Raw genomic sequence first — 12,832 nt, forward strand, 5'->3', positions numbered from 1 at the left:
GTTTTCGACTCGGCCTCCGTGCCTCGATCAAAAACGAGCGGGCATCCATGCCCGCTCCCGCCTGCGGCGGCTGTTCCCGTCCGTCACCCTCGCCTACGAAACTCGCCTCGAGGGTGGGCACCGAGGGCTCTTTTCATTCATGAGGTTGGGTTGGTGGGAGAGCCGGTAGGCCTGGCGTCGACGCGCGCGCCGCCGAGTCGCGAGGCGCAGCCCTCCCGCTAACGGTGTCATCACGCCGCGCCGGTGGACGCTTCCGCTTGAGGCCATGCGATACCCCGCTTGTTGTAGGAGCCCATCCTGTGGGCGACATCTTGTCGCGAGCACGCCACAGGTCCTGTTGCGGTGAGGCGAGAGTTGTCGCTCACAGGGTGGGCTCCTACACAGGGGCGCGTGGCGGCTGGCGCGATGTTGCATCGAGCCTCACCCTCGCTCTCCGGCCCACTCACCTCAGTCATCAAACGAGACTTCGGCGCCCACCCTCGAGGCGAGTTTCGGAGGCGAGGGGGACGGGAGGGAATAGCCCCGCAGGGGGCTTGGCCATGGAGGGCCAAGCCTTTTTGACGAGACACGGATGTCTCGTCGAAAAGCCCCTCACGGCACCCGGTTCGCGGCCGTAGGCCACATAGGTACATGGCCGCGTAGCGGCATCCTTTGCGAACGCTGGAGACCTGTCTGAGCAGCGAGGGTGGGCGCCGAAGGCTCGCTGCCTCACGGCCCAAGTGTACAAAGCGATGGCGCAGCCGAGCCCCCCAACGCGATGCCGAAGGCGAGCCCTCGCCCTTACGGATCACCGCGGCACTAAAGCGCCGGGGCGAAATCCGTGCGGCGGCGGCGGTGCGGGTTTACGTTAGCCAGGCGTGATAGCGCCAGCAAGCGTGCCGTACGCATCCACGCCACCACGATCACCCCCACCTGCACAATCAAGAACGCCACCAAGGTACCGCTGCCCGCCGCCGTCGTATGCCCGCGCCACGACGCAATCAGCACCGCCAGGATGCCGCCCACCAGCGTGATCACCAGATACACCAGCAACGTCGCGAACGGGCGGCGCAGGAACTGCATGAAGCCACGGCCCAACGCACGGAACGCCGAACGCAGCGTCACATCCGCAATGTAAGCTGCGCGCGCCGACTCGACGATGCACTGCACGATCACGAATACCAGCAACGTCGCGCCCAGCGCCACGTTAGCCCACAGGTCCGCATCCGATTCCAGGAATGCCGCATCGCCCTTATCGGACGCGAGTGACGACAGGCCATGGGCCGCCAGCCCGAACAGGATGTAAGGCACCAGCGACAGGATAAGCAACCGCAACATGCGGCCATACTCCGTGGCGCCACCTTGCAGCAGAGCGCCAAAGCTCAATGCCCTGCCCGCCCGCCCCCCGGCGACGACCATGCCAGTGAGGAAAGGCGAGATCGCCAGCGTCACCAGCACGCCGGCAAAGAACGCCATCCCAGTCCAGCGGTTGTCGCGAAGGCCCGCCATCACGTCGGCAAACATCAAGCCATCGAAATGACTGGCATAGCGCTCCGCATGCACGCTGTAGCCCAGCATGCCATCAAGCAGGCTCCAGAAAGGCAGCGCCACCACCAGCGTGGGCAACAAGGTAAACAGGATCCACAGCAGCATCACGCGCCACTGCAAGCCGCCGAGCGCGCCGGCGCCGAGTGCAGCGATAGCAGAGCGTTTCACTTGGCCGTTCATAGGGTCACCAGCAGGCTGTAGATGCCCTGGAACAGGGCGGCGAAGTCTGACGTCCAGCGGCGCGTCGCGGCGTGGTTCGCGTCGACCGTGCGGCTGTCGTTGAGCTTGTTGCTGTCGAGGTAGATCTTCTGTTCGGGATCCAGTTCGGCCGATTTCGCCTTCACCGGTTTGGTGAATTCGAAGCGCGCCCAGCGCCGCTGGTCATCCCAGCGCACCGTCTCCACCGAATCATCGGCGAAGGTCACCTTCAGCACCTGCGGCACCGGCGCGCCATCGCGCCAGACAGTCACGATCGTGCGATACGGGAACGGACCGGTGCCCGGCTTGGCATCGGGGTGCGCCTTCTCCCACGCATCGCGCTGCTTGTCGATCGCATCGTCGTTGTCTTCGCTCGACAATTCGACGCGCTTGCCATCCTTCACCGAGGTACCGGCCAGCGGGAGAACCTCTTCGCTGCTGATGGCCTTCACCTGGTCATCTATGCGGTCGGTGCCATAGACGTATTGCTCGAACACCTGCGCCACGACCTCCGGCTTACCCGATACCTCGGCCAGCGTGGCCTGCAGGTCGCCGATGCCCGGATGGCGGAAGTGCCAGGTCGCGTAGTACTGGCGGAAGGCCTTCTCCGTCACATCCTTGCCGAGGCGTTCCTCAAGATCGTGCATGGCGGTCGCGGTGCGCGAATAGACCGTGCCGTACTGCGCGCTCGACAGGCGATCCCAGGCATTCTGGCCCAGTGGATCACCCGGGTGGGCCAGCGTCGCCATCATGCGTTCCAGGGCGAACACATTGATCGGGGGCTCTACGCCGAAGAACTGCCAGATCGGTTTGGTGAGGTAAACATCCTGCTTGCGCTCGCGCAGCATGCGCTCGTCCCAGTATTCGTTCAGGCCCTCATCCAGCATGGGCTCTTCGAATTCATTGGAGGCAAGCAGGCCATAGAAGTAGCCGTGGCCGAATTCATGGATGGTCACGAAATCGATGAGCCATTCCGAGAGCGTCTTCGGTTTCAGGTCCTTCGCGTTATCCGCAGTGAAGAACGTCGGATATTCCATGCCGCCGGCTTCGCTGGCATTGAACGGCGGGATCACCCCGGTAACCGTCTTGTACGGATAGGGGCCCAGCGTGTCCGAGAAATAAGTAAGCGAATCGGTAGTGGCCTTCAACACCGGTTTCGCATCCACCTCGTATTCGGCCGGGTAAAGCACCTTGACCTTGACGGTGGGGCTGCCTGGGCCGTTCCACGTGGTTTCAATGGTCTTGAAGTCGGGTGCCGCCATCCATGCAAAGTCATGCACGTCGGCCTGGGTGAAGTGCCAGGTAAGGTCGTTACCCTCCGGCACCGGGTCGCCCTGCTGCTCGCCCACGGCGGCTACGGTGTAGGCCTTGGGCACGGTCATGTGCACATCGAACTCGCCGAAGTCGGCGTAGAACTCGCTGTTGAAATGGAATTCGTGGACGTTCCAGCGTGGCTCCGTTGCCCCACGCTCGCCCGGCAGCTCGAGCACGCCGATCTTCGGGAACCACTGCGCCACCAGGTGGAACTTGCCCACGTAACCCGTTCGCTCGATCACGCGGGGCAACTGGCTGTGGAACGCCATGTCCAGCGTGACGCTGCCGCCCGCCGGCACCGGCTGGGCCAGGTCCACCCGCACCACGGTGTGATCGGTCGACGGGCCCTTATCCGGGTGGACGAAGGTCCATTTCAGCGTGGCGCCGTCCTGCTCCACATGCTGCAGGTCGATATAACCCCACTCGCCCTTCTTGGTCTTGCCCACGCCGCGGGAGCCGCCATCCGGCGCAAGCACCTGCCGCTCGGAGAAGAACGTGCTCCCTTCACCCTCGAACGCATTGAGGTAGAGGTGAAGGAACACGGCGGATACGGGACGATCGCTGCGGTTGCGCCAGGTCAGCTGCTGCTGGCCATCGACCGTGTGCTTTTCCGGATCGAGCTTCGCCTGGATCCGGTAGGAGACCACCCGATCGGATAGCGTGGCCTCGCTACCGGTGCGCGGGCCGCCCCATGCTGTTGGCGCACTCGGCGTGCGTACGAAAGCGGCATGCGGCGACGCGAACGGAATCTCGCTGGGAACCACGGGAGCGGGAACCGAACTAGCGGCGGCAGGGACCGGCGGCGGTACGGTGGGAGCCGGAGGGCTCTGGGCCCAGGCGGCGGTGGCGCAAGAAAACGCGCCCGCTATGACAAGACGTACGACCCTGGCTGCCTCGCGGCGCATGCTTCCACCCTCCCCTTGAATCCAGCGAGATTGCTGGACGCATCACAGGCCCGATATAGGCCAGAGGTCACGGGTAGCCGTCAAGCCTCAGCCGGCGAATTCGCGTTCGCGCATCCATTTGGTGACGATCCATTTCTCGCCCTTGAGCACCGGCGCCCCACCATGGAGCGACAGCGGATCGAGCGATCCATCCGCCGCGGCATATTCAAAGTACAGGCCCTGGCCCTTCCGCGGCACGTAACTGAAGTCGATGCGCGGGAAGATCGTTTCACCGCCCGCCTCCACGTTATCCAGGTACATGATGAGCGTGGAAACGCGCTGGCCGCCCGTCGCAATGTGCGGCGCACTGCCCTTCTGGTCGGGCGCGAAGTAGTCGAAGTGGGGCATGTACTCGCCGCCCACGCCGTAGCGCATGACCTGGAGGCCTTCGCCGTGTTCCTCGGTTAGCTGCATGATCGCCGCCGTACGGGCATCGATGCGCTGCACCAGCTCGTTCTCGGCGCGGTGGAAATACGCGCCCTCGCTGGTACGAATATCCATGACGGTGTTGCTACCCGAATCGGGCGCCACGACCGCCGAGCGGGCCAGGCGCGAGCGGGCCATGGCGATCATGCCAGCGCATTCCGCGTCGTCGAGCACGTTATCGAGTACGGCGATGGTGGGGCGTGCGACGCGCACCAGCACACGGATGTCCCGGTCGGGCGTGCGAATGACGTGGCCGGGCGCGAGGCGGCTGCTGAACGCGTGGGCGCCGGCTTCAGCTGCGGAGGGCGGTGCCGTTCCTCCAAAAACAGCATCCGCGATGGCATCGCGCGCCGCCCGCTCGTCGAACTGGTGCTCCTTCATGGTGGCCAGAAGGTCGGCGGGGGCATTGCCACCTGCCAATGCCTCGCCGATCCAGCGATGCCAATCCGGCGTAATCTTTGTATGTCGGCGTGCTTGCATGGCGCCATTGTGCATCGACCGGGGGGTTCCATGCAGTCCATCATCCGTGCCTCGTTTATGGTTCAGCATCGAGATCGGGGCGGACGGCGCCCCTGCGGGCGACCTTACCTATTCGCTGCCCGACTGACTCCCCAGCCATGCCAGCTTTTTTGCCTTGGGCAGGCGCTTAATCTCGTGCTCGGCACGCGAGGCCGCGGAGCGATCCGGGAAAGGTCGGGCGCCAAGCAGCTTCACGGGCGGGTTGGCGCGGGTGTAGCGCGCACCCTTGCCCGCCGCGTGCGCGGCATAGCGCGCCTCGAGGTCATTGGTGATGCCGGCATACCAGCTGCCGTTCCGGCATTCGATCAGATAGACGTACCACATACACACAGCATAATGCCCTGATGAGCTACGACCTCGCCGTCAATCTTCCCCTCCGTGCCGCGCCGGTTGCCCGCCTGCGTGAGGCGCTCGCCAGCTTCCCGCTGGACGACGGGCTCCTTGCCTATCCGACACCTGCCGGGGGCTTGGCCGTTCGCGAGGCCATCGCTGGCTGGATGCGACGGCACAGCGGGTTTAACGCAGTGGACCCGCGCCGCCTGCTGCTGACTATCGGCGCGCGCCACGCACTGGTCCTGGCGCTGGAAGAAACCTGTGCTCCGGGTGATACGTTGCTGATGGAAGAGCTCACCTTCCACGGCTTTCGTCTCGGCGTGCTCGCCCATGGCGTAAGGCCGGCGGCGGTCGCGGTGGATGCGGAAGGCATGCGCCCGGACGCGCTGGAAGATGCGGTCCACCGTACGGGTGCCCGGACGGCCTATGTGCAACCGACACTGCACAACCCAACCACCGCCACCATGTCACTGCGGCGGCGCGAGGCCATTGTCGAACTGGCCCGACGGCTGGACCTCACCCTGATCGAGGGTGATGTGTATGCCGCCCTCGGCTGGCAGGGCACCGACACGCTCCCGTCCCTGGCGGAACTGGCACCTGAGCGCGTACTGCACGCCGGCGGCATGGGCAAGGTGCTCGGCCCAGGCTTGAGGATCGGCTGGCTGCTCGCGCCGGATGACGGCTCTCACCACCGCCTTACCGAAGCGCTGCAGTTGGCCACCGACGGCCTGGCACCCTTCCTGCCGGCCATCGTCGCGGGCTGGATGGCGGATGGCACCGCCGATGGCCTGCTGGGCACCCTCGCCTCGTCCATGCGCGACCGCAACCTGCTGGCTCGGGAGATCCTGGGCGAAGGCCTGCGGACCAACGGGGGCATGCATGCCTGGCTACCGCGGGATGATGCCGATGCCGTTTACGAGCGTGCGCGCGCCGCCGGCGTGCTGGTGACACCCCCGGTGCCATTCAATGCCGAGGGAGGGGTCGGGCGTGGCCTGCGCATCTGCCTGGGCGCCGAAGAAGGACCGGGCCGCCTGGAACAGGGCCTCGCGACCCTGGCCAGCGTGCTTTAGGCCTTCTTCGCTGCGGTTAGCTTTTCGAGCGCCTTGCCTACGGCGGCGAAGGCGAATGCGCCCGTCACATGCGTCGCGGCGCCGAGGCCGCCACCACAATCCAGCTTGAGCGCATCGCTACCGGGCGGCCGCACGCCGCACACGCTGCCGTCGGCCTGCGGATACTGCACGTTCTGCAAGGAGTACACCGCCGAGACGCCGAAGAAGCGATCGGGGTTGCGCGGGAAGTTGTGCTCCTGCCTAAGCCGCTTGCGGATCATGCTGAGCATGGCGTCATGCTCCGTGCGCGACAGGTCGCGCACCCGCACCTGGGTCGGATCGGTGCGCCCGCCGGCGGAGCCCACGGTCACCAGTGGCACCTTGCGCCGCCGGCACCACACGATCGTCTCCAGCTTCACTTTCAGCGCGTCGCAGGCGTCGATCACCACATCGTAGTTGCGATCCAGCAGCTCATCCAGCGATGACGGGGTGAGGAACTGCTCCATGGCCTCGAGCCGGACGGTAGGGTTGATCGCATGTGCACGTTCGGCGATTACGCCGACCTTCGGCTTGCCATATTGGCCATCGAGGGCATGCAGCTGGCGGTTCGTGTTCGACAGGCAGACGTCATCGCCGTCAATAAGCGTAAGCCGGCCAATGCCGCTTCGCGCCAGCGCTTCGGCAGCCCACGAACCCACGCCACCAATGCCGATGACGCAGACGTGCGCGTGGGCGAGGCGGTCCAGGGTGCCGCGGCCATAAAGCCGCTCGATGCCGGCGAAACGTTCGGCCTGGGCCGTGCTCACGTGGGTCTCTGGGTGAAATTGTGTGTGCATTATCTCATATTGAAACAACAGGCCCGTCGGCTATGCTGACGGCCTCGCTAAGCCATGGAAAACCAATGCGCGCGCTGCTCCTTGTCGTGCTGGGCCTTGCCATAGGCGCGCTGGGCGCCACGTTCGCGATCTCGGCCCTGCGCCAGGGCACGCCGTTCCACGATGGGGTCATGGCCGTCATGCAGCACCACATGGGCGCGCTCCGGGCCAACGTGCGGGCGAACCAGTGCGATGCCAAGGCCTCCGCGTTCCGGCTGGGGCGGCTCCGCCAGGAGGCCGGTGATATCGGCGAGGCGTTCCCGGGCACCGACCAGGGTTTTGGCCACGCCGCGGGCAAGCTCGCTGCCGCCCTGGATGGGGCCGTGGGCGCGCAACCGGCCACCTGCGAGGCCCTGGCCGCTGCGCTCAAGCCGGTGGGCGACGCCTGTTCGGCCTGCCACCAGCAGTACCGCTAAGGCGACGCACGACCCATGGCCATGCCCTCGCCGGACGACCAGCCCCCGCCGCGCCAGCCTTACCTGAAACTGCAGCTGTGGCTGTTGCTCCGGGCCCTGGCGCGGTTCGAAACCACCATGTGGCTGCGTACTCGCTACTCGCAGCCCAAAATGGTGGCCATCGGCGTGGTCGGCAGCTTCTCGCTGGCGGTCTACTACCCGGTGTGGGCTTACCTGTTCCCGCAGCCCTACGAAAACCTGCCCATGCGGCTGGCGTGCAGCGCCACGTTCATTCCGCTCGCCCTGTTGCCCTGGTGGCCGCGCCGCCTGCGGGCCTACTTGCCCACGTACTGGTATTTCGCCATGACCGTGGCCATGCCTTTCTTCGTGGGCTACATGACCTTGCGCAACGCCACGCCGCCCTGGCTGATGACCCACATGGCCTGCGTGATGCTGCTCATGATGCTGTTCGACATCGTGAGCTTCCTCCTGGTATTCACGACCGGTAGCCTGCTGGCGGCCCTGGCCTTCGCCCTTTCCCCCGGCGCCGTGCTCCATGGCCAGACCATGCTTGAATACGTCCCGCTGCTGCTGTTCGGCATCGTGGGTGGCGCCACGTGCACCGTTTCGTCGAACATGGCCGAACAGAGCCGGATCGACGCGCTGACCGCCACCTCCAACAATATTGCCCACGAGCTGCGCACCCCGCTTGGCTCCCTGCGCATCGCCGCCCGCGCGGTGGCCCGCTATATGCCCGACCTGATCCGCAGCCACCGCCTGGCCGAAAGCGAGGGCCTGGCCGTACCTGAAATGCGGACCCAGAACCTGCACGCCCTGGAGCGCAGCATCGGCGTCATGGAGCGCGAGGTCACCTACGCCAATACCATCATCGACATGCTGCTGCTGTCGGCCCGGCCCATCGGCGAGGTACCGCTGACCCTTCTAGGCGCCCGCGATTGCGTGGAACAGGCCCTGCGCCGGTTCCCGTACGGCTCCCGGGCCGAGCGTGAACGCATTACCCTGTCGGCCACGGGGGATTTCCCCCTGCTGGGCGAAGAGACCCTGGTGGTCCATATTCTCTTCAATTTGTTGCGTAACGCCCTGTTTCATACCGATCGGGCCGGCAAAGGCGAGATCAAGGTGTATATAGAAGCAGGCGAAAACGGCAATCACGTCCGGGTCCACGACACCGGCCCCGGCATACCACCCGACGTACTTCCCCGTATTTTCAATCGTTTTTATTCGTATTCGAGCGATAGCGCGGGTACGGGCAACATCACGGGCCTTGGGATAGGTCTCGCTTTTTGTCGCGCGGCGATGGAGCATATGGGCGGAGGCATCGTATGCCGCACCAATCTGGGTGAATTCACGGAATTCACTCTCACGTTCCCGATTACGGAGGCCGGGGTCCGGCAGTGATGACGCTGAACTCGCAGGGCGATATCCAGCCCTTCCATTTCCCGACGACCACGGTGCTCGTGGATGACCACGAGGAATACCTCGATGTCGTCCCGTTGCTGCTCGACCCCATGGTCCGGGTACGCACGTTCAGTTCCCCGCGCAGCGCGCTGGCCACACTGGGCAACAACGGCAGCCGCCCTGTGCCCGGCGGCGGCTGGCTGTACCGCTGGAAGGATCGGCCATCGGAAACGCAAGAACTTGTGGCACTGGACATCGATTCCATCCACCGCGTGGTTTACGACCCTGAGCGATTCGCCGAGATCTCGGTCGTCGTCGTGGACCAGGCCATGCCCGAAATGGATGGCATCACGTTTTGCAAGCGCTTGCCGAATCCGCATATTGGCAAGATCCTGCTGACCGGCCGCGCGGACGATGCCACGGCGATCGACGCGTTCAATTCCGGGGTGATCGACCGCTTCATCCGCAAGAACGATCCCCTGGCGATAGAGAAGCTGCAGACCGCGATCGTGGAATTGCAGCGGCGGTACTTCGAGCGGGCCAGTGCGTTCGTGGCGGAAACCCTTGCCCTTGGCAATTTCCGTTTCCTGCGCGATCCGGCTTTCCGCGATGTCCTGCAGAGCGTCACGGCGACGTTCCAGCCGGTGGAATGCTACGTGCATTGCAACCCGACCGGCCTGCTGCTTGTCGATGCCTGGGGCATCGGCCGCTTCCTGCTGGTGCAAACGGACGAAGACCTGCGCACGCATTACGAGATCGCATCCGATCTGGGCGCACCTTCGGCAGTGCTGGAAGCCCTGCGCAGCGGCGAGGCGCTGCCCTGGTTCAATTCGCGCGACGGGTTCTACCACAAGGGCGTGGAAAATCCGGAGGCACACATGTACCCCGCCACGGCCGTTTCTGGCGAGCAGTGGTACTACTACGCCCTCATCGATGACGTGGAGCGCTTCCGCCTCCAGCACGTCAAGTCGTACCGCAGCTGGCTGCGCGAACAGGACCTGAGCCTTTCGGCCGATAGCCGACCGCGCTTTATCTGACCCAAACCCTAACAGCCTCTCGCTGACACCCCAGGTGCCGGATCCACCGGCGCCAAGGGGTGCGCATGCCTATATGCTCGTGGCGTGGTCGCTGCGGCAGTTCATTCCGCCTGCGCGGCCCTCTCACCAATTTGGCAGGGCTCGCGCCCAGGCCGTTCTGGCCGGCGCGGAATGCCTCTCTCGTTTACGCGCCTGCCCCAGGCGAGGCCGGCGTGCGCGTGTCGTCGCGAGACGGCGCCGTGGATATCGCCTGTCCTTAAGCCAACGAGAGAGAGAGCTCCCCATGGAAAACGTTTCCGTCCTGCATCCCATTGCCAAAGCCCCGCAGCTGCCCGAGTTCGTCCAGCGTCGCGTAGAACGATTTCACCGCGAACGCGTTGCCATCGACTGGGGTGGTCGTCACATTTTGCGCGGCCGCAAGCCAGCAGCACACGACCTGATGCTGCAGAGCAACGATTACCTCGCTATCGCGGGCCATCCTGCGATCGTCGAAGCACAGCGCGCTGCACTCGCTGCCGGCGGCCTGGGCATGATGATGTCGGCGCTGTTCCAGCAAGATGCCGACCAGCCCCTGCACCGCGCAGAGACTGAACTGGCCCGCGCCGTCGGGAGTGAGGACGGCATCCTTGCCCAGTCGGGCTTCGCCGCCAATGTGGGCCTCATCCAATCGATCGCGGGCGAACGTGTACCCGTATACGTGGATATGCTGGCGCACGCGTCGTTATGGGAGGGCATTCGCAGCGCGGGCGCCAAAGCCGTATCCATCCTGCATAACGATGTGCAGCACCTCGAGCGGCAATTGCTACGCAACGGCCCCGGCGTCATCGTGGTGGATAGTGTGTACAGCACCAACGGGAGCCTCGCGCCGCTGTGCGATATCGCGGACCTCTCCGAGGCGCATGGCTGCGTCTTCGTCGTGGATGAATCGCATTCGCTGGGCACGCACGGCATGCGCGGTGAAGGGCTGGTCGCGAGCCTTGGCCTCAACGACCGTGTTCACTTCATCACCGCCAGCCTCGCCAAGGCCTACTGCTCGCGCGCCGGCTTCATCGCCTGCACCACGCGGTTCAAGGACTACTTTGGTTGCGAGGCGTTGCCGGCAATCTTCAGCTCGTCGTTACTGCCGCACGAACTGGCGGGGCTCTCGGCCTCGCACAAGGTCATCCAGACCGAGACGTGGCGACGTCAGCGCCTGCGCGAGGTCACCCGTTACGTGCGTCGCGAACTCACCGCCATGGGTTACCCCATCGGGGACGGTACGGAGCAAATCATTGCCTTCGAAGCGGGCCAGGAAATTCTTACCGGCCATGTGCGCGATGTCATGGAAAAGCACGGGGTGTTTGGCTCGGTCTTCAGCGCCCCCGCCACGACAGTGAATCGCTCGCTACTGCGGCTGACGTTGAACGCCGGAATGGATGACCATGCGGTACAGCACCTGCTGGATGCGTGCCGCAATGCACGTGACGACATGAACCTGCCCGAATGGAGTGCGAGCCGCCGCCTGCGCAAGGAGGAGGCTCGCGCCGCTGCGGCCGAGGTGGCCTGAACGTGCGCGGCGCGCGTCCGTTGCCTTCAGCGCAGCGTGACGCGCCCGCGCAGGATGTCCCAGAACATCACCCAGTCGCCCATCAGGCTGTAAAGCGGATGCTGGAAGGTGGCTGGGCGGTTCTTCTCGAACACGAAGTGACCGATCCATGCGAACCCGTAACCGCCCACCGGCGCTAGCCACAGCCACGCCGCGTGGCCGGTGACGAAGGCCAGCATGATCGCCACGATGACCAGCAGGCTGCCGGCGAAATGAAGCCGGCGGCAACGCACATCGGCATGCTCACCGAGGTAGAACGGATAGAAGTCGCGAAACGTAGCGAAGGTGGCCATGGAAGGCTCCGCGTCAGTACGTGGGTAAGGGAATGCGCTCGTGCTCATCGCCGGGCACGATAGGAAAGCGTCCGTCGCGGTTGGTCCAATCGGCCTTGGCCTGTTCAATCAGCGCCTGAGAGCTGGCGACGAAATTCCACCAGAGGTGGCGTTCGCCATCGAGCGGCGCACCGCCAAAGAGCATAACCAATGAGTCCTGCTTCGCCTCGAGTACCGGCGGTTCACCATCATGCGCCACCGCCATGTCGAGAGCGTTGAGCTCGAGCCCGCCAAAGCTCGCCGCGCCCTCCACCACATAGGCACCCCACTCGGCATGCTGCTCGGGCATGGGCAGTCGCGCGCCCGCCGTGAGCCGTGCCTCGACAAAGAACATGGGCGCGAAAACACGCACGGGCGACTCGGTGCCAAAGGCATCGCCGGCGATCACGACAAGGCGACCGCCCTCCACGTCCACTTTGGGCAGCGCCGCTGCGGGATGATGGTGGAACTCCGGCGCCATTTCTTCATGGGTCTTCGGCAACGCGACCCACACCTGGATACCGTGCAGTTTCTGGCCATGGTGGCGCTCATCGGGCGGCGTGCGCTCGGAGTGTGCAATGCCACGCCCCGCCGTCATCCAGTTCACATCGCCCGGGTGGATATCGACGTTGCTGCCCAGGCTGTCGCGGTGGCGGATCGCACCATCGAACAGCCACGTGACCGTCGCCAGGCCGATATGTGGATGCGGCCGCACATCCATGCCGGTGTCTTCGCCGAAATCGGCGGGGCCCATCTGGTCAAAGAACACGAACGGACCCACATGGCGGGCTTTCAGGTGCGGCAACATACGACGCACCTTGAAACCATCGCCCAGATCGCGCTGTTTGCCGTCGATGAAATCGGTGGTCATGGCATGGCTCCGTTGAACATGGACGCAGG

General features: G+C 64.9%; 12 protein-coding genes. 5 read left to right on the forward strand and 7 right to left on the reverse strand.

The window, feature by feature from the left end:
* Positions 1-798: 798 nt before the first annotated feature.
* The 4 genes from ABIE56_RS07525 to ABIE56_RS07540 form a co-directional block, all read right to left on the reverse strand.
* The gene (locus ABIE56_RS07525) at positions 799-1,695 is read right to left on the reverse strand and encodes a hypothetical protein (protein WP_429243194.1); all 897 of its coding nucleotides are present in this window, start codon (positions 1,693-1,695) and stop codon (positions 799-801) included.
* A gap of 8 nt (positions 1,696-1,703) precedes the next feature.
* Positions 1,704-3,803 carry a M1 family metallopeptidase gene (locus ABIE56_RS07530; RefSeq protein WP_429243195.1) on the reverse strand — a complete coding sequence of 700 codons (2,100 nt, stop codon included), beginning with the start codon at positions 3,801-3,803 and terminating at the stop codon, positions 1,704-1,706.
* A 228-nt stretch (positions 3,804-4,031) separates the two neighbouring features.
* Positions 4,032-4,889: a 2OG-Fe(II) oxygenase gene (locus tag ABIE56_RS07535; RefSeq protein ID WP_429243196.1), complete on the reverse strand. Its 858-nt coding sequence runs from the start codon at positions 4,887-4,889 to the stop codon at positions 4,032-4,034.
* Between the two features lie 108 nt (positions 4,890-4,997).
* Complete coding sequence (locus ABIE56_RS07540) at positions 4,998-5,252, reverse strand: GIY-YIG nuclease family protein (protein ID WP_429243197.1); 255 nt, start codon at positions 5,250-5,252, stop codon at positions 4,998-5,000.
* Between the two features lie 20 nt (positions 5,253-5,272).
* On the opposite strand from ABIE56_RS07540, the gene ABIE56_RS07545 reads away from it, so the two are divergent.
* Positions 5,273-6,331, forward strand: a complete 1,059-nt coding sequence (locus ABIE56_RS07545) for a PLP-dependent aminotransferase family protein (RefSeq protein ID WP_429243198.1) — start codon at positions 5,273-5,275, stop codon at positions 6,329-6,331.
* On the opposite strand, the gene tcdA is transcribed toward ABIE56_RS07545, so the two are convergent.
* A complete protein-coding gene (gene tcdA / locus ABIE56_RS07550; protein ID WP_429243199.1) occupies positions 6,328-7,146 on the reverse strand; it encodes a tRNA cyclic N6-threonylcarbamoyladenosine(37) synthase TcdA in 819 nt (272 codons plus the stop codon). The two genes, ABIE56_RS07545 and tcdA, sit on opposite strands and share 4 nt — an antisense overlap.
* A gap of 65 nt (positions 7,147-7,211) precedes the next feature.
* Here tcdA and ABIE56_RS07555 point away from each other — a divergent pair, with 65 nt between their 5' ends.
* The 4 genes from ABIE56_RS07555 (at position 7,212) to cqsA (ending at position 11,582) form a co-directional block, all read left to right on the forward strand.
* On the forward strand, positions 7,212-7,601 hold the full coding sequence (locus tag ABIE56_RS07555) for a cytochrome c (RefSeq protein ID WP_429243200.1): 390 nt from the start codon (positions 7,212-7,214) through the stop codon (positions 7,599-7,601).
* 15 nt (positions 7,602-7,616) lie between these two features.
* Positions 7,617-8,999, forward strand: a complete 1,383-nt coding sequence (locus ABIE56_RS07560; protein WP_429243201.1) for a sensor histidine kinase — start codon at positions 7,617-7,619, stop codon at positions 8,997-8,999.
* Positions 8,999-10,036: a response regulator gene (locus ABIE56_RS07565; protein WP_247428214.1), complete on the forward strand. Its 1,038-nt coding sequence runs from the start codon at positions 8,999-9,001 to the stop codon at positions 10,034-10,036. Before ABIE56_RS07560 ends, ABIE56_RS07565 begins: the two co-directional genes overlap by 1 nt.
* A 283-nt stretch (positions 10,037-10,319) precedes the next feature.
* Complete coding sequence (gene cqsA / locus ABIE56_RS07570; protein ID WP_429243202.1) at positions 10,320-11,582, forward strand: alpha-hydroxyketone-type quorum-sensing autoinducer synthase; 1,263 nt, start codon at positions 10,320-10,322, stop codon at positions 11,580-11,582.
* A gap of 26 nt (positions 11,583-11,608) precedes the next feature.
* Here the strand turns inward: cqsA and ABIE56_RS07575 are convergent, their stop codons facing one another.
* Together ABIE56_RS07575 and ABIE56_RS07580 are read right to left on the reverse strand one after the other, a co-directional pair.
* The gene (locus ABIE56_RS07575) at positions 11,609-11,914 is read right to left on the reverse strand and encodes an Mpo1-like protein (RefSeq protein ID WP_429243203.1); all 306 of its coding nucleotides are present in this window, start codon (positions 11,912-11,914) and stop codon (positions 11,609-11,611) included.
* Between the two features lie 13 nt (positions 11,915-11,927).
* On the reverse strand, positions 11,928-12,803 hold the full coding sequence (locus tag ABIE56_RS07580; protein WP_429243204.1) for a pirin family protein: 876 nt from the start codon (positions 12,801-12,803) through the stop codon (positions 11,928-11,930).
* Between the last annotated feature and the right edge of the window lie 29 nt (positions 12,804-12,832).

Source organism: Luteibacter sp. 621, from assembly GCF_050435445.1.
In the GTDB taxonomy this organism is placed as follows: Bacteria; Pseudomonadota; Gammaproteobacteria; order Xanthomonadales; family Rhodanobacteraceae; genus Luteibacter.